General features: G+C 60.0%; 23 protein-coding genes and 1 pseudogene. 19 read left to right on the top strand and 5 right to left on the bottom strand.

Going from position 1 to position 23,258, the window contains the following annotated elements; genetic code table 11:
- Positions 1-368: 368 nt before the first annotated feature.
- Positions 369-1,562, bottom strand: a complete 1,194-nt coding sequence (locus RAD10_RS33130) for a CaiB/BaiF CoA transferase family protein (RefSeq protein WP_461620702.1) — start codon at positions 1,560-1,562, stop codon at positions 369-371.
- Between the two features lie 118 nt (positions 1,563-1,680).
- Positions 1,681-1,893: a hypothetical protein gene (locus tag RAD10_RS33125; RefSeq protein ID WP_461620701.1), complete on the bottom strand. Its 213-nt coding sequence runs from the start codon at positions 1,891-1,893 to the stop codon at positions 1,681-1,683.
- A 275-nt stretch (positions 1,894-2,168) separates the two neighbouring features.
- Between RAD10_RS33125 and RAD10_RS33120 the strand changes: the two genes are divergently transcribed.
- From RAD10_RS33120 to RAD10_RS33030, 19 genes and pseudogenes are all read left to right on the top strand, one after another.
- On the top strand, positions 2,169-4,538 hold the full coding sequence (locus RAD10_RS33120; RefSeq protein ID WP_461620700.1) for an FG-GAP-like repeat-containing protein: 2,370 nt from the start codon (positions 2,169-2,171) through the stop codon (positions 4,536-4,538).
- Positions 4,539-4,765: 227 nt separating this feature from the next.
- The gene (locus tag RAD10_RS33115; protein ID WP_461620699.1) at positions 4,766-6,343 is read left to right on the top strand and encodes a polysaccharide biosynthesis protein; all 1,578 of its coding nucleotides are present in this window, start codon (positions 4,766-4,768) and stop codon (positions 6,341-6,343) included.
- A 237-nt stretch (positions 6,344-6,580) separates the two neighbouring features.
- On the top strand, positions 6,581-6,877 hold the full coding sequence (locus RAD10_RS33110) for a hypothetical protein (RefSeq protein WP_461620698.1): 297 nt from the start codon (positions 6,581-6,583) through the stop codon (positions 6,875-6,877).
- Positions 6,878-7,632: 755 nt separating this feature from the next.
- Complete coding sequence (locus RAD10_RS33105; protein ID WP_461620697.1) at positions 7,633-8,043, top strand: sugar 3,4-ketoisomerase; 411 nt, start codon at positions 7,633-7,635, stop codon at positions 8,041-8,043.
- Positions 8,040-8,702 carry an acetyltransferase gene (locus RAD10_RS33100; protein WP_461620696.1) on the top strand — a complete coding sequence of 221 codons (663 nt, stop codon included), beginning with the start codon at positions 8,040-8,042 and terminating at the stop codon, positions 8,700-8,702. The genes RAD10_RS33105 and RAD10_RS33100 overlap by 4 nt, the downstream gene beginning before the upstream one ends.
- A complete protein-coding gene (locus RAD10_RS33095; protein WP_461620695.1) occupies positions 8,703-9,644 on the top strand; it encodes a glucosyl hydrolase in 942 nt (313 codons plus the stop codon).
- Between the two features lie 12 nt (positions 9,645-9,656).
- Complete coding sequence (locus RAD10_RS33090) at positions 9,657-10,592, top strand: GNAT family N-acetyltransferase (RefSeq protein ID WP_461620694.1); 936 nt, start codon at positions 9,657-9,659, stop codon at positions 10,590-10,592.
- On the top strand, positions 10,589-11,692 hold the full coding sequence (locus tag RAD10_RS33085) for a DegT/DnrJ/EryC1/StrS family aminotransferase (protein ID WP_461620693.1): 1,104 nt from the start codon (positions 10,589-10,591) through the stop codon (positions 11,690-11,692). Before RAD10_RS33090 ends, RAD10_RS33085 begins: the two co-directional genes overlap by 4 nt.
- A 115-nt stretch (positions 11,693-11,807) precedes the next feature.
- Positions 11,808-12,764, top strand: coding sequence for a glycosyltransferase family 2 protein (locus RAD10_RS33080; RefSeq protein ID WP_461620692.1), 957 nt, complete (start codon positions 11,808-11,810; stop codon positions 12,762-12,764).
- A complete protein-coding gene (locus RAD10_RS33075) occupies positions 12,761-13,909 on the top strand; it encodes a hypothetical protein (protein WP_461620691.1) in 1,149 nt (382 codons plus the stop codon). The genes RAD10_RS33080 and RAD10_RS33075 overlap by 4 nt, the downstream gene beginning before the upstream one ends.
- Complete coding sequence (locus RAD10_RS33070; RefSeq protein ID WP_461620690.1) at positions 13,899-14,780, top strand: hypothetical protein; 882 nt, start codon at positions 13,899-13,901, stop codon at positions 14,778-14,780. The genes RAD10_RS33075 and RAD10_RS33070 overlap by 11 nt, the downstream gene beginning before the upstream one ends.
- A 173-nt stretch (positions 14,781-14,953) precedes the next feature.
- A complete protein-coding gene (locus RAD10_RS33065) occupies positions 14,954-15,874 on the top strand; it encodes a glycosyltransferase family 2 protein (protein WP_461620827.1) in 921 nt (306 codons plus the stop codon).
- A 49-nt stretch (positions 15,875-15,923) separates the two neighbouring features.
- Positions 15,924-16,484: a dTDP-4-dehydrorhamnose 3,5-epimerase gene (rfbC, locus tag RAD10_RS33060; protein ID WP_461620689.1), complete on the top strand. Its 561-nt coding sequence runs from the start codon at positions 15,924-15,926 to the stop codon at positions 16,482-16,484.
- A 6-nt stretch (positions 16,485-16,490) separates the two neighbouring features.
- A complete protein-coding gene (rfbB, locus tag RAD10_RS33055; RefSeq protein ID WP_461620826.1) occupies positions 16,491-17,549 on the top strand; it encodes a dTDP-glucose 4,6-dehydratase in 1,059 nt (352 codons plus the stop codon).
- Complete coding sequence (gene rfbD, locus RAD10_RS33050; RefSeq protein ID WP_461620688.1) at positions 17,546-18,448, top strand: dTDP-4-dehydrorhamnose reductase; 903 nt, start codon at positions 17,546-17,548, stop codon at positions 18,446-18,448. The genes rfbB and rfbD overlap by 4 nt, the downstream gene beginning before the upstream one ends.
- Entirely contained in the window at positions 18,445-19,311 is an 867-nt protein-coding gene (rfbA, locus tag RAD10_RS33045; protein ID WP_461620687.1) for a glucose-1-phosphate thymidylyltransferase RfbA, read from the top strand. The genes rfbD and rfbA overlap by 4 nt, the downstream gene beginning before the upstream one ends.
- Complete coding sequence (locus RAD10_RS33040) at positions 19,312-19,494, top strand: hypothetical protein (protein ID WP_461620686.1); 183 nt, start codon at positions 19,312-19,314, stop codon at positions 19,492-19,494.
- A 662-nt stretch (positions 19,495-20,156) separates the two neighbouring features.
- A pseudogene (locus RAD10_RS33035) lies at positions 20,157-20,456 on the top strand (lysylphosphatidylglycerol synthase transmembrane domain-containing protein); the annotation flags it as partial.
- Positions 20,453-21,472 carry an MraY family glycosyltransferase gene (locus tag RAD10_RS33030; RefSeq protein ID WP_461620685.1) on the top strand — a complete coding sequence of 340 codons (1,020 nt, stop codon included), beginning with the start codon at positions 20,453-20,455 and terminating at the stop codon, positions 21,470-21,472. The pseudogene RAD10_RS33035 and the gene RAD10_RS33030, both read left to right, overlap by 4 nt.
- Here the strand turns inward: RAD10_RS33030 and RAD10_RS33025 are convergent.
- The 3 genes from RAD10_RS33025 to RAD10_RS33015 form a co-directional block, all read right to left on the bottom strand.
- Entirely contained in the window at positions 21,460-22,407 is a 948-nt protein-coding gene (locus RAD10_RS33025; RefSeq protein WP_461620684.1) for an NAD-dependent epimerase/dehydratase family protein, read from the bottom strand. The genes RAD10_RS33030 and RAD10_RS33025 overlap by 13 nt on opposite strands.
- Complete coding sequence (locus RAD10_RS33020) at positions 22,404-22,625, bottom strand: hypothetical protein (RefSeq protein ID WP_461620683.1); 222 nt, start codon at positions 22,623-22,625, stop codon at positions 22,404-22,406. The genes RAD10_RS33025 and RAD10_RS33020 overlap by 4 nt, the downstream gene beginning before the upstream one ends.
- A 2-nt stretch (positions 22,626-22,627) precedes the next feature.
- A partial coding sequence (locus tag RAD10_RS33015) for a polysaccharide biosynthesis protein (RefSeq protein WP_461620682.1) occupies positions 22,628-23,258 on the bottom strand: 631 nt, incomplete at its 5' end.

The following is a 23,258-nucleotide window of genomic DNA, read 5'->3' as shown; positions in this document are numbered from 1 at the left end:
AGTCGCCCACAGAGTGCCTATCACGGCTATTGCAAATAGGGCCACCGCAAAACCCGCTTTGGAGCGGCCTACTAAATAAGCAAGTTCTTCGAGTCGGATCCTTGGGAACACGCTAAGTACCCAGAGAGCGCTGAAGATTGAGGTGACGGTTGTAGACCACGGTAGCGATGCGACCGCGATCACGGCGAGAACATCGCTCGTTGTTGTTGAGCTCAAGAGGGTCGGAAAGCGCCGGAAATCTCGGACCCAACTGTACCACTTCTTGTCTACCGTAAATGAGCTAAGCCCGCTGTCCATAGTCCCTCGATTGGTTTGCATGGCAACGCGATTCCATGCGCTCAAGATCGCAGCTCAAGCAAGAGAGCGCCTCAGACGATAAAAGCTCTTCTTAAGCTTTCGATCTCGTCGGGCCCGAAGCCGAACTCCTTCAGCACCTCGTCGGTCTGCTCGCCGAATTCCGGCGGCCGCGCCACCATCCTGCTCGGCGTGCGCGACAGCGTCACGGGCTGGCCGACCAGGCGGATATGCCGGCCTTCGTCGTTCGGCACGTCCTGCGCAATGCCAAGATGCTTGACCTGCGCGTCCTCGAACATCTGGTCGATGGCGTAGATCGGCCCGCAGGGCACGCCGGCCTCGTTGAGCTCGCGGACCCAGGTCTCGGTCGGCTTCGTCACGGTGCGCTTCTCGATCTCGGCGTTGAGCGCGTCGCGGTTCTTGGAGCGGGCAGGGGCGGTCGCATAGTCGGGATGGGCATAGAGCTCCGGTGCGCCGATCGCCTGCGCGCAGCGCTCCCAAATCCGCCCGCCCGTGGTGGCGATGTTGATGTAGCCGTCTGAGGTCTTGAACACGCCGGTCGGGATGCTGGTCGGGTGGTTGTTGCCGGCCTGCTTGGCGACCTCCTTCTCCATCAGCCAGCGCGCGGCCTGGAAGTCGAGCATGAAGATCTGGGCCTGGAGCAGCGAGGTCTGCACCCACTGGCCCTTGCCCGACACCTCGCGCTCGAGCAGCGCGGTGAGGATGCCCATGGCGCAGAACAAGCCCGCGGTGAGGTCGGCGACGGGAATGCCGACCCGCATCGGCCCTTCGCCCGGCGCGCCGGTGATCGACATCAGCCCGCCCATACCTTGCGCGATCTGATCGAAGCCGGGCCGCTTGTGATAGGGGCCATCCTGACCGAAGCCGGAGATGCTGCCATAGACGATCCGCGGGTTGATTGCGGCAAGGCTCTCATAGTCGATGCCGAGCTTCCTCTTCACGTCGGGCCGGAAATTCTCGACCACAACGTCGGCCTTGGCGGCGAGGCGCTTGAACACGGCGAGCCCGCGCTCGTCCTTCAGGTTCAGCGTCATGGCCCGCTTGTTGCGGTGCAAATTCTGGAAGTCGGAACCCCGGCGAGGCCCGCCCGGCTGCTCGCCGCCGGCATCCTCGGTCCGCGCGTCGATCTTGACGACATTGGCGCCCCAGTCCGCCAGCTGCCGCACGCAGGTGGGCCCGGAGCGGACGCGGGTCAGATCGAGCACGGTAAAGCGCGACAGGGCTTCCGAGGCATGCGGGAACGGCATCGTGAAAGGCTCCGGGACAGATTGCGGGCCTACCATAGTGCCGAAAGATCAAGCGGCAAGCCCGGGGCCGCGCCCATGTCGCCTGCCGAAATGCCATGCCTGATGCGGTGCTGTGAGATCAGCGGGACAGGCGCTTCAACTCGGCACGCGCCTGCTCGGCCAGGGGATCATCGCCGTGCCGCGCGATGAAGAGCTCAAGGGCCTCCCGCGTTCCCTTCCGGCGGGCGGCTTCGTATTCCTCCGCCGTCGCAGCGGCAGGATCGCGGGCCATGGGCATGGAAGGCGCGCGCCCCCTGCTACCGTTATCGTGGGCCTTGGCCTTCTCCGCCATGGCAGGCAGTCCTCCGAGGGGGTAATGGGGCGGTCCAACAAGCGCGATTAATGCGCCAAACAGACAGGCCGGGAGTAAACGTAGTTCCATAAAATCTTGTAAATCACGGGGTTCCAGGAGCCGAGATCCTTATTCGCGTCCCGTAAGATTACGGGTCGAATGCGGGTAGAGGTCCGATGGTCTTGCCCCATTTAAACCAAACGTTCAGCTCTCTAGCTACAATCATCTGTTAACGCCTCGAATAGGACGGGGCTCGCTGATTCGGAGTTTCCCCTTTGGCTACCGCTGTCACGGTCACGAAGACGAATAACGCCGACATCGATGGCCTGCTGTCGGGGTACAAATGGTCGGGCACGATCACCTACAGCTTTCCGGATTCACCCAGCGACTACCCCAATCCGTACCCCGGCGGCAGCAGTGAGCCAACTACTTCGGGCTTCGCCGCGGCGCCGACCCAAATGCAGGCGGCGATCAACTATGCGATCGGTTTGATCAACGGCTACACCAACGCCAACATCCAGTTCGCGGGTACGAACGGCGCCGACATCATGATCGCGCAGTCGCCGGCGGCTAACCCGACCTCCTACGCCTACTATCCGGGCAATTATGCGTCCGGCGGCGATATCTGGTTCGGGACTCAGTACAATTATTCGCAGGCTAAACTCGGCAATTATTACTTCGCGACCGCGCTGCACGAGCTTGGCCATGCCATTGGTCTCAAGCACAGTCAGGAAGCCGGTGGTCCGGCCAACGTCGCAGTGCCGAGCGCGCACGACGACAGCGAATACACCGTCATGAGCTATCGCAGCTATGTCGGCGCTTCGACTACGGGCGGGTACACCAACGAGGCGTACGGATATTCGCAGACCTACATGGCCAATGATATCCTGGCGCTGCAGACGATGTACGGCGCGGACTACACGACCCAGAGCGGCAGCACCGTCTACACCTGGAATCCGACCACGGGACAGGAGTTCATCAACGGTGTCGGGCAGCTCGCGCCGGGCGGCGGCATCGGCGGCTCGGCCAACCGCGTCTACGAGACGGTCTGGGATGGCGGCGGCGTCGATACCTATGACCTGTCGAACTACACGACCAACCTGAGCATCAATCTCAACCCCGGCGCCTCGTCGGTGTTCTCCTCCCTGCAGCTGGCCTATCTCGGCGACGGCCATTACGCGGCGGGCAACGTCTACAACGCCTATCTCTATGGCGGCGACGCACGCTCCTACATCGACAACGCCGTCGGCGGATCCGGCAACGACGCCATCGTCGGCAACGCCATCGCCAACACGCTGAACGGCGGCGGCGGCAACGACACGATCAACGGAGGCAGTGGCAATGACACGATAGTAGGAGGCTTCGGCACCGATACGGCGGTATACTCGAGCGGTAGCTCCAGCTATGCCATATCGTACAATTTAGCGACTCAGACCTTCACGATCGCCGATCAGCGTTCCGGCTCGCCAGATGGCACCGACACACTGACGGGAATCGAATACTTTCAGTTCACCGATGGCTTCATCGCAAGCTCTGCGTTTACCAACGGAGGCGTCGTCACGCCTACTGTCGGTCACGTCGCCGCCGATTCTCCAGACTTCAATGGCGACGGCAATACCGACCTGCTGCTTCTGAATGACGGCATTTCGGGCGTAGCGGTGTGGGAGTTGAGCGGCACCCAAGTGCTGGCTAATCCACAGGTCGGGACCATGGCTGCAGGATTTCATTTCGCAAAAGAAGGCGATTTCAACGGCGACGGCAAGACCGACATGCTCATGCTGAACGACAGCACGCATGATGCCCAGGTCTGGCTCATGAACGGTACGCAGATCAGCGCAGCCGGAACAGTCGGCACGATCAGCGCCTTTGGAGGTTGGGGTTATGCCGACGTCGGCGATTTCAACGGCGATGGGAAGTCCGATCTGCTGCTCCTCAACAGTGTGAACAAGGGGGTTGCAGTCTGGGAGCTCAACGGGACCAGTGTCCTTGCCAACCCGCAGGTCGGCACCATGGCCTCTGGATTTCATTTTGCCTCGACCGGCGATTTCAATGGCGACGGCAAGACTGATCTCCTGATGCTCAACGATACGACGCATGCTCTCCAGGTCTGGCTCATGGACGGCACCCAAGTCACCAGCGAGACAACGATTGGCACAATTAGCGCCTCCGCTGGCTGGCGCTTTTCCAACGTCGGCGACTTCAATGGCGATGGCAAGTCGGACCTGCTTTTGCTCAACGATGCCACGCATGGTGTCGCAGTTTGGCTCATGGAAGGCACGCAGGTGACCGCGAACCCGCAGATCGGCACGATTAGTGCCTTCGCCGGCTGGCGCTTTGCCGACACTGGCGACTTCAATGCAGATGGCAAGTCCGATCTGATGTTGTTCAATGACAACACTCACGGGGTCGCTGTCTGGGAATTGAACGGCACCCAGATCATCGCTGCTCCGCAAGTGGGGATTGCGGCTTCGGGTGACAGCTATGCACGGCTGGAGGATATCAACGGCGACAATAAATCGGACATCCTTTTTCAGAACAATACAACCCATGTCCTGACGGCCTGGGAAATGGACGGCACCCAGATCGCGCTGAGTGGACAAGTTGGAGCCATTAACGCCAACGGCGGCTGGCATCTGGTCACCTAGGCGCCCCCCTCCAACGCAAGCATTGATCAGCTCTTCGAAGTTGAAGAGGGTCATTGCATCGGATACAAACCCGGATCTTAATCGCCGGAAAGCTCATTGCCGGAACAAGCGCAACGGGCTGATCGGGCAGATGTTTGAGCTTGCGACGAACCCAGCATGACGCCCCGACAGCGTCGACATTCGGCCCGCGGACCAGCTCATTCCGTGCGGCCTCGAGAGGGGCGATCTTGAACGACGCGCCGTTCCGGCAGGAGACGATGGCGGACGCCGCTGTGCCGGACGATCCGACTCGCTTGCGGCGACTCATTCAGGCCTGGTCGGCAAATCTGGTACAGATCCTGCTTGGCCTCACTCAGCAGCTGGTCCTCATTCCGGTGTTCCTGCATATCTGGACGGCCGATGTCCTGGCGGCCTGGCTCGCCGTCTGTGCGGCCGGAAGCCTTGTGGTTATGGCCGACGCCGGACTGCAATTGCGCGCCGTGAACCGCTTTCTTGCCTTTAAGACCTGCGCTGATTGCGATGGACGTACGGCGCGCTTTTACGCCAGCATGCTGAGAATCTACGTCTCTGTCGTCGTCGTGCTGGGGGCAGGGCTTGTTGGGGCCGCGCAACTCTGGCGTCCCTCCGCGGTACTCGGATTTCACGCGACGGCCGACTTTGACGCCGCGATGCTCGTGATGATGCTGGGTATGCTTCTAACGATACCCGCCAACCTGAGTTCGGGTCTCTATCGAGTGCGCGGTCACTATGGTCGCGTGGTCTGGCTGCAGAACATGGCGCTCCTGGTCAGCCAGATCGCCCAAGTGATCGCGCTTGTTGTTTTCAGCAATCTTCTCCCGGTGGCGGTCGCCTTTGTCTCTGCACAGATTGTCTTCGCCGGTTTTCTTATCGTGTTCGATGCGCCGCGTCTGTTTCCGTTTCTGCGTCGCGGCGGCGCCACGCCTCGCCGGGGCCGGTCATGGCGATGGGGTCTCGGTCAACTCGGCCTCGCGCTGCCATTCGCTGCCGGCAGCTTCACGGAACTCGCACTCGTCAATCTGCCTGTCCTGCTGGTGAGCTCGCTCGTCGTCGATCGCATCGAAGTCGCTCAATGGGGCCTGACGCGGGTGATTGCGACACTTCTGCGAGGACTCTGTCAACAATTGAGCATGCCTCTCGCCTCAGAGCTGGGGCACGACTATGCTGTCAGGGACAGGGAGCGGCTGCGGCGGCTTTATGCACGGGGATCGGTCTTTGTGACGACGATCGCCAGCCTGATCGTCGGAGGTCTGCTGCCGTTCTGGGCGAATTTTTTCGCGCTATGGACGCACGGCACAATTCCTTATGACGGACCGCTCGCGATCACACTGCTGTTCGGATCCGTCGCGGTCGCGCCCTCGCTGCTCGCACTGGTGTTCGCCTATCACAGCAATCGTGGGGCGCTGCTGGCCCGTACCAAGCTGCTGCAGCTCGTCCTCTTCCTGGTGCTGTCGTTCGTGTTGATTCCGAAGCTCGGCCCGCTCGGCGCCGCTCTGGCCATTGTAATCAGTGATCTTGCCATTCAGCTTGGCCTGCTTGCGCGGGTTGTTTTATGGCAGACGCTGCAACGCCCCATGGGGCACGTCATCTTTCTCGCCGCAATCGCCATCGCCATCGTATCGACAGGATGGGGCATCGGCATCGTAATCGCCTCTCAGGTTGGAGGAGGCGGCTTGGCACATTTCATCGCTGAATGCGTGATCTGGTTGATCGTCGTCAGCATCGTTGCCAGTCCACTTGCGATCAGGAAGGTGCGCTCCCGTCTAATGGACATCATACCGGCGTGATCGAGCGACAACTGCAGCATGAGTGCGAGGCGACTCTTAAGCTGTTCATGGGCGACTGTTCCCATCCAGAGGCGATCTTTTCGGCAAATTGCGCCAGCTGCAGTTGGCCGGTCGTACGAAACCGCCCGCGCAACGCGGATCTAGTGATCCGCCGAGACGCACCGACGAGGGTAACGTCGAAAACTTGCGAAAGCGCGGCGCGGGCAGGGTGTCGAGGACGACGGGCTCGAAGGCAAGATGAACCACCTCGGCGCGCGCACCATGGGCGTGGAAGTAATGAACGATGGCCGTCATCTGCGAGATCATAAGCTCGTAGACCGACCTGTCCCGACCGCGCAAGGGCGAGATGCCAACTTGGCCGGTCAGGATAGGGCGGCAGATCTGCTTGATCCTGCGCGCCAGACGCGTGTCGATGTGGAACAGATCTTGGTTGAGGACGAGATCAGGTTTGAAATCCTCGACCTGCGCGAGCTCGATTTTCTCCGCTTCGGCAAAGCCCGGCCTTGCGCTCGAGCGGTCGCAGCACTGGCTTGAACGGTGCTACGGCTCGTTGCAGCATTCGGCAGAGGCGGCTCGGCGACGGTGAGGCCGTGCTCGCGTGACTGGCCGTCCGCGTACAGGGATTGTTGACGCGGATCTCGGCGGCGACGTACCCAACGCCCGCGAACTTGCGCGAGTAGAAATCATCAACGCCAAACGGTGGAGTTCCGAGCCCCATCTGCGCCGCGTAAGGCTCTTTTGCAAGTCCTTGTTGGGCGCTCGTCGAGCCAGGAGAGGAACCGAGGATAGTCGGGATCGAGGATCAAAATGCGCATAACTCAGGTCATCAAGTTCGTGACAGTCTCGGCAGTGTCATATATGTACCGGTGACCTGAATGCGCTGCGGAAGTTCGCGACGGTCTCTCACTGCCAGAAGGGCAGTGAGCTGCACAAAACAGGATGCGGGTCGGGTCCGTGGGCGTGGTGGCCCGATCGCCAAAAGGTAATAGGAAGTATCTGTTGCGCCGAAGTATGGCGGCACGTTGGCTGGACGAATTCCGATCAGACGAGATAGGGCAATCTCATCCTAGAATTGCATCGCTTCGGCTGCGTGCTACGAACACTCTGTATGCCTGCCGAGCCGTTTCGGGCTGACGACCTTGTTCTGTTTCGTCGCGGGCGTCGCTTCAAGAGGCTTTCATCCAGGAGCCGTTTTGCAGCATATTCCAGCCCCGACCCGCTACGTTGACCAGGGGGAGAAACTCTGTAAAGGTCGAATTTGTATGTATTTTCAGGAGAAGTCTGGGGGGATGAAAGTCACGTTCGTCGACTTCGACAGGCATGGAGATGAGCGTGGAATGTTGGTCGCCCTCGAAGAGGGGCGCAACATTCCCTTCACGATTCGCCGCGTGTACTACCTCTTCGATACCAGGCCCCAGGTCCGGCGCGGCTATCATGCGCACCGTCAGTTGAAGCAGATCATGATCGCGGTTTCAGGAAGCGTAAAGGTCCATTTGGACGACGGTTTTAAGGTGACAGAGGTCACGCTCGACAATCCCTATCGCGGCCTGCTCTTGGAAAGCATGGTCTGGCGCGAGATGTCCGAATTCAGCTCCGATTGCGTACTGATGGTGCTTGCAGACCAGCTCTATGATCCAGCCGATTATGTTCGTGACTATCAGGAGTTCTGCACGCTCGCCAAACAGGAGAGAAAATCATGAAGCGCCTCGTCATCGTCGGAGCAGGAGAGTTCGCCGAGATTGCGTTCCAGTACTTTTCCCACGATTCCGACTACGAAGTTGCGGCTTTCTCTGTGGACGCGGAGTTCATCAAGACTCCCGAGCTGGAGGGGCTTCCGATCGTTCCCTATGGCGAAGTCGTGGATCGCTATCCGCCCGCGGATTACGACATCTTCGTTGCGATTCCTTCCACGCAGCTGAACCGCTTGCGCACACGCTTCTACAGCGATGCCAAACAGAAGGGGTATCGGTTCGCAACCTATGTCAGCTCGCGGGCCTTCGTGTGGCGCAACGCCAAGATCGGGGAAAATACTTTCATCTTCGAGAACAACGTGATTCAGCCCTTCGTCACCGTCGGCAACAACTGCGTGCTCTGGAGTGGAAATCATGTTGGGCATCGCACAGTCATCAACGACAACGTGTTCGTCACCTCTCACGTCGTCATTTCCGGGTACTGCAATATCGGCGAGAGCTCGTTTCTTGGCGTCAATGCAACCATCAACGATCACATAACGATCGGACCGCGCTGTGTGATCGGGTCCGGTGCGCTGATAGCGAAGGACACCGACCCCGACAAGATCTATGCGACCATGCCGGCGCGCGCGGTCCCCGGCAAGTCGAGCCAGGACACCGAAACCTGAGTGGCCCGGATGCTTAAGTGGGAAAAAGAAGGGCTGATTTTTCGAGCATCCGACCATTGTGTCGGAAGCTGGATGGCGAACTCTGCGCTCACGCCTACGCCGATGCGTCTGAATGACGACACCATTCGCGTTTATGCGGGGTTCAGGGATGGGTCAGGTGTAAGTCGCATCGGCTATGTGGATGTGCTTGCCGACGCATCCAGGACAGTCGGAATATCCCGCCGGCCGGTCCTTGATGTCGGTCGGGACGGCTGCTTCGATGACAACGGGGTCATTTTGGGAGACGTCGTCCCGAGGCCAGACGGCATCTACATGTTCTATGTCGGATTTCAGCTGGTCGCCAAGGCGAAGTTCCTCGCTTTCACCGGGCTGGCAAAGTCGACCGACGGTGGTGAAAGCTTCGCCAGAGTGTCCGAGGCGCCGATCCTCGATCGCGGACCGGGACAGACGACGATTGGCGCCGTGCATTCGGCGATGTTCGACCAGGGCCGATGGAAGATCTGGTTTGCCTGCGGGGATGGATGGGAGTACATCGGCGGCAAGCCGTATCCTCAATATCACATTCGCTACGTCGAAAGCCCGGATCTGCTGGAGCTGCCCCGGCTCGGGCGCGAATGCCTCAGGCCGATGGGCAGCGAGTACCGGATCGGGCGCCCCCGCATCTACAGGATCGGTGGAAATTATGTCATGTACTTCACCTATGGAACGAGGTCAGGCGACTATTTGCCCGGCATGGCCTATTCGGTTGACGGGATTGAGTGGGTCCGCAAGGACGAGGACGTCGGAATCTCGCTGAGCCCTTCAGGTTGGGATTCCCGCACCCTGTGCTACCCAGCCCTGATTCAGCATCGTGATAGCATCCTGATGTTCTACAATGGCAACGACATGGGCGCCGACGGCTTTGGCCTCGCGCGCGCCAAAGGTACCCTCGGCCAGGGCTGATGGACAGGAAGAATGATCAGCGTTCGATCATACTCGGCTCAGGACGAGGCTGCCTGGAATGGAATCGTTCTGCAGTCCAGAACGGGTAATTTCCTGCACCTTCGTTCCTACATGGACTACCACTCGGATCGCTTCGTTGATCAGTCGCTGATCGTTCTGCAGGATGGCGAGCCCTGCGCGGTGTTTCCGGCCAGCCTGCACGGCGACACGATCAGCAGTCACGGGGGGCTGACCTACGGCGGGCTGCTCGCGACGACGGACATGCGAGCCACGTCGACGTTGGAAGCCTTTGAGAGGATCGCATCGCACTATTCGTCCGCTGGGCGGGACAAGATGATCTACAAGGCGGTGCCCCACGTTTTTCACCGCTATCCATCCGAAGAAGACCTTTACGCGCTGTTCCGGATGGGCGCGCGATTGCAGCGCCGCGACATCGCGTCGGTCGTCGAGATCGGCAAGGCTCCGAAATACTCGAAGGGGCGGAAGTGGACGATCAACAAGGCCAGGAAGGCGAACCTCGTCGTTGCCGCGTCGGACCAGCTCGATGCCTTCCACGAGCTGCTATGCGAGCAGGCTAGCGATCGCGGCAGGCAGGTGGTCCACACGTTGCCTGAACTACAATTGCTGAAATCGCGTTTTCCGGATCAGATCGTCCTGTACGAGGCAAGGGTTGACGGGCAGCTCCAGGCAGGGGCGCTCATCTTCGATTTCGGAAGCTCGGTGCACACGCAATATTTGGGTTCGTGCGAGCAAGGGCGTGCGAACGGCGCGCTCGATCTCATCATCTCCGAGCTCGTCAACAACCAATATGCGGATCGGCGTTATTTCAGCTTCGGAATTTCGACCGAGCAATCGGGGCGCTTTCTCAACGAGGGCCTGGTGGCACAGAAGGAAGGCTTCGGAGGGCGCGGTATCGTTCACGACTTTTATGAGATGGATCTGAAATGACCGTGATGTTTCTCAGTCTGCAAGAAGCCAATGCGCCGTATATGGAGGAGCTCAAGGCTGCTGCGTCGCGCGTGATCGAGTCGGGGTGGTATATCCTCGGCGAGGAGCTGAGCTCGTTCGAGCGCGAATTCGCAGATTACTGCGGATCTCGCTTCTGCATAGGCGTGGGGAACGGCCTCGATGCGCTGATCCTGACATTGCGTGCCTATATCGCGCTCGGCAGGCTGTCCGAGGGCGACGAGATCATTGTGCCCGCCAATACCTTCATCGCGACCATTCTGGCGATCACGCAGAACCGCCTTAAGCCGGTTCTCGTCGAGCCGGATCCGCGGACCTTCAACATCGATCCGGAAGGCGTTTCGCGAGCGATAGGTCCTAAGACGCGCGCCATCATGGCTGTGCACCTCTACGGACAATTGGCGGCCATGCCGGAACTGGCCGCGATCGCGCGGGCGCGAGATATCTTGCTCATTGAAGATGCCGCACAAGCCCATGGTGCGATGCTCGGCGCAGTAAAGGCCGGCGCGTTCGGCGACGCGGCGGCTTTCAGCTTCTTCCCGACCAAGAACCTAGGCGCGCTGGGTGACGCCGGCGCGGTCCTGACGAATGATGACTGTTTGGCCGAGCGGCTCCGCGCGCTTCGCAACTATGGTTCGAAAGTCAAATACTACCACGAATGCGAGGGCATAAACTCCCGGCTGGACGAGATCCAGGCGGCCATGCTGCGCGTGAAGCTGAAATACATCGACGACGAAATCGCTTCACGCCGGCGAATTGCCGCTGCCTATCTGGATGGCATCAAGAATCCAAAGATCACGCTTCCCTTCGTCGCGGGAGATCCCGCCACCCACGTCTGGCATGTCTTCGTCGTGCAATGCGAGCAGCGCGAGGCGCTGCAGCGTCATCTCGCATCCCGAGACATCCAGACGCTGATTCACTATCCAGTTGCTCCGCACCTGCAGAAGGCCTATCCGGACCTCCACGATCTGTCGCTTCCCGCCTCGGAGAGACTTCACCGCGAGGTTCTCAGCTTGCCGCTTGGGCCGACGCTAAAGCGCGAGCAGGTCGCAAAAGTCATAGCCGCATGTTGCGAGTTCTAAGATCAATTCAAGTGACGGGTCACTGCGACGGCACGGCTGCTGCCGTCGGTTCGTTCCCGCGCCCGTTCATGTCGAGCCGGTTTCCTGCTACGCACGGGAAAGGTGTGCAACCGTGATGAGTGCCAGTCCGGAGCAAGTGGAATCGAATCCGCCGGCGGGTCTTCCGTTGGTCTCGTTTCTAATTCCGGCCTACAACCATGAGCACTTCATCGAGAAGTGCCTCGATAGCGTTCTGCTCGACAAATATGCCAACAAGCAACTCGTAATCGTCAATGACGGCTCGCGCGATCGGACGGCGCAGATCATCTCGGAGTGGATAGCCAAGCATAAATCATCACTGGACATCCGCTATGTGGATCGAGAGAACAAAGGGATCGCTGCGACGCTGAACGAACTGACAGCCCTGGCCAGCGGAGACTATCTGCGGCTCGGCGCAAGCGACGATTATTTCCTCCCGAATGGGACCACCGCTCAGGTCGCCTACCTCGAAGCCAATCCGGCCAAGCTTGCCGTCGTCGGTGACTCGATCGTAGTCGATGACCAGGACAGGATGGTCCACGACAGTGCCATGGTCGGTCTGTTCCATGTCAACAAGGCCCGCTATCTGACGGATGAGGGAATGCGGCGGGAAATCATCTGCCGGTGGGCGATCGGTGGTCCGGTGCCGCTGCTGCGAAAAAAAGGGCTTAATGCAACCGAGGGCTGGGACGAAAACCTTCTCATTGACGATTGGGACTTCTTCTTGCGGCTTACTGCGCTGGACGTCGTCGGCTTCGTCGACGTTAAGGTCGGCGCCTACCGGGTTCATGGCACCAACACCAGCAAGACCAAGGACACCGGGAAAAGGATCGCCAATCTGCGCAATATGGCAGCGGCCGTGAGCCGGAATCTCGCCCTGTTCGATGGCCGCTACAGGACAATGCTAAGGGCGCAGGGGAGGCTTATCGCCGCCAAGATTGCTTATCTCGAAAGGCGCTATGTCAAGTCGGCCTGGAATGTCCTGATGTTCGGCGGGCTGCGGGTCTTGGCGTTTGTTGGTTCGACGCCGGCGCGATCGGGAAGTCTGCGGTGAGCGAGGCGCTGCGCTATCCATCGTTCTATCTGGCGCTGCCGATCCTGCTGGCGCTGTCCGTGATGCTCGTCAGTTTTGAGTTTTCGCTCGTCATGCTCGGCGGCGTGCTGTTCTTCGCGACGGCCGCCGTCGGCATCGTCGTGCTGGACTTCATGCTGGATATTCGTTTGCCGCCACTGCGATCGTTTCAGGGTGTGGATTTCACGGGAACGCCTCAAGGAGTGGTCGCCGCCGCCCTTTGCTGCTTGGTGGCGGGGTTCTGCGTGATCGACTTGACCGCTTTCCCCATCCCTCTCATCGTCGATCCCTCCTCATATGCCACCTTTGAGAATGGCCGCAATCACGTCCGCCACATCTCGAATTTGAGCTGGGTTTTGCCGCCCCTAGCGCTGCTCTGTTTCAGGGGCAGGGCCGCGCTTATCGCGCTTCTGGCGATCGGCCTGATCTTCCCCATCCTTGTGATCGATCGGAACCGTCTGTTCGCGGCCATATTCTCTCTGGTGTTAACGTTCGTTCTGCTGCAGAAGAAGTCGGCGCTGCTTTCCTGGAAAATTATCGTGCCTCTCCTATTCGCAGGACTGGCTGTTTTTTCGTTGTTGGGAGCCGTTCGCTCAGGGACCTTGAGCCATCTCAACCTGCCCTTGAGCGGCTTGTTCGAGAGCTCTCCGGAAGGCGTGAAGTGGCTGCTGCTCTACGTAAGCGCCGGCGTCTACAACTTCTCTTCCATCTTGGCAAAGAACTATCACAATGCGAATTTTCTGCTCAGCCAGCTCATTCCCTTCAGCGGCTCGGTCGAGACGCTCGGGACGGACATCCCCTTGGATGCGCCGACGATCAATGTCGGTACGGAGTTCTTTCCATTTCTAATGGCTATCGGCTGGAGCGGCGCGCTCCTGAGCGTGTTCCTGCTCTATTGCATGTTACTGTGGGCCATCGTGCTGCTGCGCGGAGGTATTTCCGTCTGGCGCCTCCTGATCTTTCTTCGTGTTGCTTACGTATCGGTCATGTCACCATTCGCTCCGCAGGCCTTTACCTGGACGAATTTCGGGTTCGTGGCGCTCTGTTTGATGATCCCGGTCGCCGGGCATTTTCTCCAAAGTGTGGTATGCGTGAAGGATGAAGGGAGGCTGATTGATGGCTCATGAAGACACGTCGGCGCCCGCGAAAGCTGTCGCTACATCAGAAGACATCAAACCGCACGACTTACTGCAGCTGTTCGTGCGCCAATGGAGGTGGGCCGCCGCGACCGTCGTGATCGTGGCGGTGATCGCGATTCTGCCTCTGAGCCGGATCAAGCCGCAGTGGGAGGCCCAGGCCACGATCCGCATTGGGCGGGTCTATGATGCTTTCGTGGGCTCCCCGCGGCTTGTCGGGTCAATTCAGGAGGTGCAGGAGCTGCTGCGGACAAAGTCATTCCTGCAGGACGCGTTGAAGCAATCCGGCCTCGGTTCGAATCCCGCTTCGGAGAGTGCGCCACTTCCGGGCGTAAAGATCGATTCCGTGCCGTCGACGGAACTGATCCGCATCACGGTGCGGGCCCCTGCGGCGGACGAGGCAACGCATGCCCTGGCTGCGATCTTTGACCGGCTGAAATCCGCGCACGGGGAGCTGACCCAAGCGGCGCGCTCCGAAGTCGAGAGCTTGGCACAGCAATATGCAACAGAACTCGCGAGCCTGCGCGAAGTGCAATCGAACCTGCTGAAGACGTTTGCGTCCGCAGGCAATTCAGGTGCAGACGACGGGTCGTCGGCTGTGGCATCGGTTGCATCCGCCATGGAAAGGAACGCCCGAGAAATAAGGGAGATCGAACGCCAGAGATTTCTGCTGCTGCGACGCGCTAAATATCAGTCGTCTCCGACTGAGATGATAGGAAAGATTTCGTCGGTCAGGATCGGGGGAGCGAGCCTTGGTCTCATCATCGTGTTCGGCATCGTCATGGGTCTGGCTGCCGGCCTGGTATGCGCCCTGCTGCGGGACTACGTCGCCAGGACGCGATGGCAGCGGCTTGCCGGTTAGAGTGCGACCGAGTTGCAGCGTCCATTTTGGCAGGATTGCTCCCACTGGAGGCAAACAAGAGCATGGAAAGCGTGGCCACGATTTGGTACGCATGCAGATCTTATTTCGGGCGCTCGGGCCGATCCTGAGTGACTCCTAGGCGACCGGTACGTAAGCGGATTTTTCCCTTGTCCATGTATCCCAAAGTCACGATCCTGCTCGCGGCCCGAAACGGCGCCGAGTTTATTTGCCAGCAGCTCGAATCCTATCGAACCCAGACCTATCCGAATTGGGAGCTCGTTGTATCGGACGACGGCTCCACCGACGCCACCCTAGCTTTGGTAGACGAGTTCGCAAAATCCGTAACTCAGCGGGTCGTTGTGCTTCGCGGTCCGCAACAGGGCTTCTGGCAGAACTTTGCCTCGATGGTCAGAAGCCCGGAGGTCTCGGGCGACCTGTTCGGCTACAGCGATCAGGACGACGTCTGGTTCGACCACAAGCTGGCGGATGCCGTCGCTTGGTTCGAGCAGCTTCCGCAGGACGAGCCAGCGCTTTTCTGCACGCGCACCCAGCTCGTCACCAGGCGGGGAGAGCCGATAGGTTTTTCGCGAGAGTTCGCACGAGCGCCGGCATTCGCCAATGCGTTGGTTCAGAATTTGGGCGGTGGTAACACCATGATCTTCAATCAGCCAGCCCGATTGGCGCTGCAGAAGACGCCGCCGGACGCGTCAATGGTTGCGCATGATTGGTGGACGTATCAGGTTGTCACGGGGGTTGGGGGACGCGTACACTTCGATCTGCGACCCAGCCTGGCCTATCGGCAGCACGGGGAGAATGTCTTCGGAAAAAACGTCGGCCTTCAGGCGCGCCTGACGAGAGCGTTCGGCCTGGCATCCGGGCAGATGGCTCAATGGAACGAGATCAATCTGAAACTGCTTGACCAAGTTCGTGCCCAACTGCGTACGGAGAACCTTGTGATCCTGGACCTGTTCGCCAGGGCGCGGACGGCTTGGATGCCCATGCGATTATGGCTACTTTGGAGGTCGGGGGTCTATCGACAGACTGCCATCGAGAATCTCGCACTCAATCTTGCAGCGATCTTCGGCCGGATTTGACGGCTGTCTCGGCAGCCTCGGAACTCACTCAACCCGCTGGACGGTGCCTATGAAAATCGAACGTTTGAGTATTCCGGACGTGCTGCTCCTGACCCCCATGCGGCATGTCGACGACCGTGGTTCGTTCTCGGAAACCTTTCGGGCGGATCTCCTGGGAGCCCATGGTCTCGGTGCGGCTTTCGTGCAGGACAATCACGTCATCACGAAACGCAGGGGGGTCGTGCGTGGTCTGCACTATCAAATTGAGCCGCGGGCGCAGGGAAAGCTCGTGAGGTGCTCGAGAGGGGCAATCCTCGACGTCGCAGTGGACCTTCGCGAAGCGTCCCCGAGCTATGCGAAGCATGTCGCCATCGAGCTGTCGAAGGCCAATTGGCAGCAGCTCTGGGTGCCACCGGGGTTCGCGCACGGCTATATCACCCTAGACGATAATTGCGAGGTCATCTATAAGACGACCGATTATTATTCGCCGGCTCATGAACGGGGCATCGCTTGGGACGACCCCGCGCTCCAGATTGACTGGGGCATCTCTGCGACCGAAGCGACCCTGTCGGATAAGGATCATAATCTTCCGCGTCTGGGCGAACTGGCACGGCTCCAACTGAAGTTGTAGGTGATCATGCGGGTTCTTGTGACTGGCGGGGCTGGGTTCATCGGATCGGAAGTCTGCCGTTATTTCATCTCCGGTCTTGGGCTCGATGTGGTGGTGCTGGACAGCCTGAGCTATGCAGGAAATCTGGCATCGCTCGCTGCGGTAGCCGACAGTCCGAGGTACGCATTCGAAGAGGGCGATATCTGCGACCGAGATGCGGTGGAATCGGTTTTCCGCAAATATGAGCCGGGCGCGGTCGTTCACCTCGCTGCCGAAACCCATGTCGACCGCTCGATCGGGCATTCTGAGGTCTTCGTTCGAACGAACGTACTTGGAACCTTTACCCTGCTGGACGCGTCGCGTCGCTATGTCGAGCGCAGTCCGAGCGTCGCTCAATCGTTTCGCTTCGTGCACGTGTCAACCGACGAGGTCTATGGATCCTTGGGTGCGGAAGGCGCCTTCACGGAGACGACGCCCTATGACCCAAGCTCTCCCTATTCGGCCAGCAAGGCGGGCTCGGATCATCTGGCGAAGGCCTGGCACCGCACCTACGGTCTGCCGGTGATCGTTTCCAATTGTTCCAATAACTACGGACCCTACCAATTTCCCGAGAAGCTTATTCCCCTGATGATCCTCAATGCGCTCGAGGGTAAGGCGCTGCCAGTCTACGGAAATGGCCTGAACGTTCGCGATTGGCTCTATGTCGAAGATCACGCCCGGGCGCTCGCGAAAATTCTCGCCCAAGGCCGTCCGGGCGAGACTTACAATGTGGGCGGACGCAACGAAAGGACCAACCTCGACGTGGTGCGACAGGTCTGCTCCTTGCTGGATCGGCTCCGTCCGGCCGGCACCTCGCACCATGACCTGATTTCGTTCGTCAAAGATCGTCCTGGGCATGATCAGCGCTATGCGATCGATGCAACGAAGCTGGAAAGCGAGCTCGGCTGGCGCGCCAACGAGACATTCGAAACGGGCATCGAGAAGACGGTGCGCTGGTACATGGAGCGCGCCGATTGGTGGCGTCCGTTGCGGGATCGAGTCTATAGCGGCAAGCGACTGGGTCTGATTGGAAAAGACAGCTCATGAGGCTCTTCGTCGTCGGTCGCGAAGGCCAGGTGGCCAGATCGTTGCGCGAAGCCGCTATGAGGGAGAATGATCTCGTTCTCCAGTCCGTCGGCCGTCCGGAAATGGATCTGCTGCATACAGGAGCGGTAGCGGCGGCAATTGCCAGGTTTCGCCCGGACGTCGTCGTCAATGTAGCCGCCTATACTGGGGTTGATAGGGCCGAAGACGAGCCGGGAGTCGCTTTTGCGATCAACCGTGACGGTGCAAGGGAAGTCGCCGCGGCTGCTGCGAGCGAGGACGTTCCCATTATCCACTTCTCGACCGATTACGTTTTCGACGGAAAGAAGCCGAGCCCCTATGAAGAGCACGACGCTCCCAATCCGCAGAACGTCTACGGATGTTCGAAGCTAGAGGGAGAGCGAGCCGTTATGTCGGCGAACGTCCGGCACATCATCTTGCGGACATCCTGGGTGTATGCGCCGTTTGGAAGCAATTTCGTGCGGACCATCTGGCGCCGGCTGGTCGAGGGGCAGCGCCTTAAGATAGTCAATGACCAGACTGGGTGTCCAACCTATGCGCCCGACCTCGCCAACGCGGCACTCGCGCTGGCGCGCCGGCTGATCCGGACAGGCTGGCAATCCGATTATGCTGGAGTGACGCACGTCGTCGGTTCCGAGGCCGTCACTTGGTACGACTTTGCGCTCCTGATTGCGAAAAGGTATACAGCCGAGACGGCTGGGTCGGCCGAGATCATTCCGGTCTCCTCGTCCGAATATGCGGCGCGCGCCCTTCGTCCGGCGAATTCACGCCTATCGACTAAGCGGCTGCAATCCGTCTTCGATATCCGGCTGCCATCGCTGCAGCCGTCACTCGAGGATTGCCTTGATCGCATCTTGAAGGAGCAGGGAGGCTCATCTTGAGAGGAATCATTCTCGCCGGCGGCAGTGGCACGCGGCTGTATCCAATGACCATGGTGACCTCGAAGCAATTATTGCCGGTCTATGATAAGCCGATGATCTATTATCCGCTGACGACGCTGATGCTCGCCGGCATCCGCGATATTCTGATTATCTCGACACCGCACGATCTTCCTCACTTCCAGGCCCTACTTGGTGATGGCAACCACTGGGGCCTGTCGCTTTCGTATGCGCAGCAGCCGACGCCGGGTGGTCTTGCACAGGCGTTCGTCATAGGTGCTGAATTTATCCAAGGCACCCGCTCGGCGCTTATTCTGGGCGACAACCTGTTCTTTGGTCAGGGGCTTCAGCAATTGCTGCTTAACGCTACTGGCCGGACGAACGGAGCAACCATCTTCGCCTATCAGGTGGCAGATCCGAACCGCTACGGCGTGGTAGAATTTAGTGGACTCGGCAAGGCTCGCTCCATTGAGGAGAAGCCGCTGAAGCCCAAATCGAATTTCGCCGTCACAGGTCTTTACTTTTACGACGAACAGGTTGCGAATTTGGCTTCGACTATCAAGCCTTCGGCTCGGGGGGAACTCGAAATAACCGATTTAAATAAGCTATACCTTGATCGTGACCAATTGCACGTTGAGCGGCTAGGACGCGGCTTTGCGTGGCTCGACGCGGGCACACCCGAAAGCCTGCTCGATGCCGCCGAGTTTGTCGCGACGATCGAGAAGAGGCAGGGTTTCCGCATCGCCTGCCCAGAGGAGGTGGCATTCAATCAAGGTTATATCGATCGGTATCAGCTGGAGCGATTGGCATCTCAAATGGGCAAGGGTGATTACGCCTCGTACCTGCGTAATCTTTTGGATACATGATTGGGCAGCGATCATACGCCAACACTAAGGCGTTACGAATCTCTGGTCCGAGAGGTCATTCCTGAACCAGATCCATTCACCGATCTGGCTTTTGTGCTGGATGCATTGATGAGCGCGCCAAGTGCTTCTTCGCCTATGTCGATCAAATTAACGCACGATACCGCGAAGGCGGCGACACAGTGATCCTCTCGGCCTGTTGAGCCAAGACTGAAAGCGGCTGCTTGGCGCATATTCGATGAAGTGAACATTAAGATATTGAGCGCATTTCATCGCTGGCAAACATCGCGAACTATCGTCTGCCCAATTTGGAAGCTATTTGGGGATCATCGTTATACGTGAGCACGGCGCCTATAAACCACGCACAAAATAGGGCGAACGTAACGTAACTTCCGTCAGCTCCTCGAAAACATAAAGCTTTCTCCATTGCGGAGAACTTGGGGTCGCAATACGGCCTCAGTGGCCTGCGGACGCTATCGTCGAGGGCGAACGAATGCAAGTTCGTACAATGCACTCGGAGTCAGGCCAAGCTGGATCGGATTGTGCTGAGGTCTTGGTTATCAACGCTGCGTTCCGCTTACTTTTCCGTCTCGCGTGGATTACACAGCTGTTGCAAGATCGACGCCAAAAGACCATATCAAAGTCATCGAATTCCTGTCAGGTGCCTCCAATTCGTAAATGCGGGCGAGATGGGCGGAATACTGCTTTCTGCCGCCAAGATGCTGATTTCGCGGCGCTGCTCTACCTGGCGCTGCGCAAGGTGGACTGTGCAAATTGTTCTCGCGATTCGCGAGGCGCAGCCTGTTCTGAATCGGCGTGGCGATTGCCTCGTCCACCTGCTCGGCATCCTTATCGCTTGGTGCCTGGTGCAGTCGATCGCGCCAATCATATTCGGCCAAATATTCCTGCTCGTCCCGCCAGTGATGGTGATCACGGTGATGCCGATCTCGATCGGCGGCTGGGGCGTGCGTGAGGCCACGATGAGCCTAGCCTTCGGCTTCGCCGGACGTGCTGCGAACAAAGGAGACAACGTCCCGCTGCTGTTCGGCAACGTGTTCTTCATCGTTGGCACGGTAAGCGGTCTGATCTGGATCCTCAACGCGGAGAAGAACGCGCAAGGATCGGCTCCAATCGGGGTGCTAGGGTGAGCCCGACCGCCGACGCCCTCGCCTTCCTGCTCTCGCTGCTTGCCGCCGGGATCGCGGCGCTGATATCGGCGCTCGTCACCTGGGCCGGACGCCCGCTGCTCCAGCGTTACGCGCTGGCGCGGCCGAACGCGCGTTCCTCGCACCGCGTCCCGACGCCGCAGGGCGCCGGCATCGCGGTGATCGCCGCGACGCTCATCGCCGCCTCGCTGTGGGCGAACGCCGCGAACGTGGCGATCCCGCCGGCACTTGTCCCTGCTACTGTCGTGATCGCGCTGGTCGGGTTTGCCGACGACATCGTATCGTTGCCTGTGCTGGTGCGGCTGGTGTTGCAGGCAGCTTGCGTCGGCGCCGTAGTGCTAACTTCGCCCGAGACGGCGCGCATCGTTCCGGCACTGCCGCTTGCGCTGGAACGGGGGCTCGTCGTGCTTGCCGGCGTCTGGTTCGTGAACCTCGTCAACTTCATGGACGGGCTCGACCTGATGACGGTGGCGGAAGCCATACCTATCACCGCTGCGCTCGTTCTGCTGGGATGGCTCGGAGATCTGTCATGGCCGGCCGTGCTGATCGCCACAGCGCTGTGTGGCGCCATGCTTGGCTTTGCGCCGTTCAACCGTCCCCTCGCAAAAGTCTTCTTGGGCGACGTCGGCAGCCTGCCGATCGGCCTCTTGCTCGGGTGGTGCCTGCTGGAGCTCGCCTTTCGAGGCCAAGCGGCGGCGGCGCTGCTGCTGCCGGCTTATTACCTCGCCGATACCACCATTACGTTGTTTCGCCGCATCGCTCGCCGCGAACAATTCTGGTCGGCGCACCGCTCGCATTTCTATCAGCGCGCCACCGACAACGGCTTCACGGTGCCCCAGGTGATCGGCCAGGTGTTCGCGCTCAATTTCGTGCTGGCACTGCTTGCTGTCGTCATTGTTCGCGCTAATTCATTCGCGCTCACGCTCGTCTCCCTGCTCGCCGGCGCGATCGCGGTCGGATTCGTGCTGCGCCGCTTCTCCCGTCCTCAGGGCTCTTGATCGGATACTGCTAGGCGTAAGCCCTCCTCGAGAGATACCTGCGGCTGCCAGCCGGTCGCAATCGCCTTCGAGATGTCGAGCTCGAGCGAGCCGATCAGGCCGTCCTGCATATCCTGACGCCCCATCATGCGCAGGACCGTGCCGAGCAGGCTAGGCGGTATGCCGAACAGCCGGGCGCTCTTGCCGGAGGCTCGCGCCAGGCATGCGATGAATTCAGGCGTCGAGACCCGCTCCCGGTCGGCCAGTAGGAATACCTCGAAATTGCTTGCCGTGTTAGGATGGCGGAGTCGATGCTGGATGAATGACGACAGGTTCTGCACGGCAAGAAAGTTGCGGCGATTGCGGATCGCCGCAAAGGGCATTGGCAGGCCCAGCCTCACTGCGCGCGCCAGTAGCGGGAAATTGCCCTTCGCGTGCGCGCCGTAGATCAGCGGCGGCCTGATCACCGAAATTTTCATGTCGGTGTCGCGCGCGAGCGTCCTCAAGCCTGCCTCGGCCTCAGCCTTGGATGTGGCGTAGAGGCCACGCGGCGTCGGCAAATCGCTCTCGCGGAAGGGCAAGCGGCCGTCATTGCTGCGGCCATGCACCAGAACAGTGCTGATGAAGATGAAATGACGCACGCCGCCCGTTGCTGCGAAGCGTGCAAGGCGTAGCGTGCCCTCAACATTGACCTTTCGGTAGAGCTCGGCCGCGTGCTCGTCGTTCTTGTAGTGCACGCGGGCGGCGAGATGGATCACCGCGTCGACGCCTTCATGCGCGGCCTGCCAATTGGTTTCGGGGCCGATCGAGTCGATCACGAACTCGCCGTCCGCCCCTGCCGGGCTGCGCACCGCGTGGCGGAGCGACCAGCCATCGCGCGTCAATTCGCGCACTACGTGACGGCCGATGAAGCCGCTCGCCCCCGTCACCAGCGCGACCGGCTTTGTCTCGCTCATCGTTGCTCCGCAGGCTCGGGATTGCGCAACAATTCCTCGATCAGGCTGGCATAGGCTTTCATCGCAGTCAGCCGGTCGAACCGCGATGCCGCCTTCACCATGTACTCCGCCAGGGCGCCGTAGCCAGAGCAGGGCGCCGCGCAGATCACACCAGTCAGTTGATCCGGCCGTCCCAGAAAGTACTGGCTCGCAACGATGGTCTTGCCGGAAGGCTGCATGGTCAGGCCGCGGTCGACCCGAATTCGGGCACCGCATCCTTCAGGATGGTCCTGATGGTGGCGCGATCGTCGCGTGCGATCGCCTGCTGCAGCGCCGCGATCCATTTGCGCAACGTCTGCATCGGCGGCTCGTTCGGCTGCGCGGCCATGATGCCGGCGACGCCGATCTCGCGGGTTGGCTCCTCGGTGGCGAACAGGATCTCGTGCAGGCGCTCGCCCGGCCGCATGCCCGTGAACACGATCTCGATGTCGTAGCCGGGCTGCAGTCCGGAAAGGCGGATCATGCGCTCGGCGAGATCGACGATCTTCACCGGCTGGCCCATGTTGAGCACGTAGACCGAGACGTCGGGACGGTGCGTTCCGAGCGCATGCGTGGCCGCGGTGATGACGAGATCGCAGGCCTCGCGAATGGTCATGAAGTAACGGACCATATCGGGGTGCGTCACCGTCACCGGGCCGCCGGCCTCGATCTGGGCCTTGAATTTCGGAACCACCGAGCCGTTCGAAGCCAACACGTTGCCGAACCGGACCGAGATCAGTCGCATCGGCGGCTTGGCGCCGTGCGCCCCGGCTGCGAGGTCGTGATCCAGCGCCTGGCAGTACATCTCCGCAAAGCGCTTGGTCAGGCCGAGC

It is taken from the genome of Bradyrhizobium sp. 23AC, assembly GCF_054863025.1.
Note: the sequence above shows the minus strand (reverse complement) of the source record. Positions and strands in the feature narration are given on the sequence as shown.

What these genes read in the sequence shown, in the direction of transcription:
- RAD10_RS33130 (WP_461620702.1), bottom strand. Translation starts at nt 1,562, where the DNA reads ATGCCGTTCCCGCATGCCTCGGAAGCCCTGTCGCGCTTTACCGTGCTC.
- RAD10_RS33125 (WP_461620701.1), bottom strand. Translation starts at nt 1,893, where the DNA reads ATGGCGGAGAAGGCCAAGGCCCACGATAACGGTAGCAGGGGGCGCGCG.
- RAD10_RS33110 (WP_461620698.1), top strand. Translation starts at nt 6,581, where the DNA reads ATGAACCACCTCGGCGCGCGCACCATGGGCGTGGAAGTAATGAACGAT.
- RAD10_RS33105 (WP_461620697.1), top strand. Translation starts at nt 7,633, where the DNA reads ATGAAAGTCACGTTCGTCGACTTCGACAGGCATGGAGATGAGCGTGGA.
- RAD10_RS33100 (WP_461620696.1), top strand. Translation starts at nt 8,040, where the DNA reads ATGAAGCGCCTCGTCATCGTCGGAGCAGGAGAGTTCGCCGAGATTGCG.
- RAD10_RS33090 (WP_461620694.1), top strand. Translation starts at nt 9,657, where the DNA reads ATGATCAGCGTTCGATCATACTCGGCTCAGGACGAGGCTGCCTGGAAT.
- RAD10_RS33085 (WP_461620693.1), top strand. Translation starts at nt 10,589, where the DNA reads ATGACCGTGATGTTTCTCAGTCTGCAAGAAGCCAATGCGCCGTATATG.
- RAD10_RS33080 (WP_461620692.1), top strand. Translation starts at nt 11,808, where the DNA reads ATGAGTGCCAGTCCGGAGCAAGTGGAATCGAATCCGCCGGCGGGTCTT.
- RAD10_RS33070 (WP_461620690.1), top strand. Translation starts at nt 13,899, where the DNA reads ATGGCTCATGAAGACACGTCGGCGCCCGCGAAAGCTGTCGCTACATCA.
- RAD10_RS33065 (WP_461620827.1), top strand. Translation starts at nt 14,954, where the DNA reads ATGTATCCCAAAGTCACGATCCTGCTCGCGGCCCGAAACGGCGCCGAG.
- rfbC (WP_461620689.1), top strand. Translation starts at nt 15,924, where the DNA reads ATGAAAATCGAACGTTTGAGTATTCCGGACGTGCTGCTCCTGACCCCC.
- rfbB (WP_461620826.1), top strand. Translation starts at nt 16,491, where the DNA reads ATGCGGGTTCTTGTGACTGGCGGGGCTGGGTTCATCGGATCGGAAGTC.
- rfbD (WP_461620688.1), top strand. Translation starts at nt 17,546, where the DNA reads ATGAGGCTCTTCGTCGTCGGTCGCGAAGGCCAGGTGGCCAGATCGTTG.
- RAD10_RS33025 (WP_461620684.1), bottom strand. Translation starts at nt 22,407, where the DNA reads ATGAGCGAGACAAAGCCGGTCGCGCTGGTGACGGGGGCGAGCGGCTTC.
- RAD10_RS33020 (WP_461620683.1), bottom strand. Translation starts at nt 22,625, where the DNA reads ATGCAGCCTTCCGGCAAGACCATCGTTGCGAGCCAGTACTTTCTGGGA.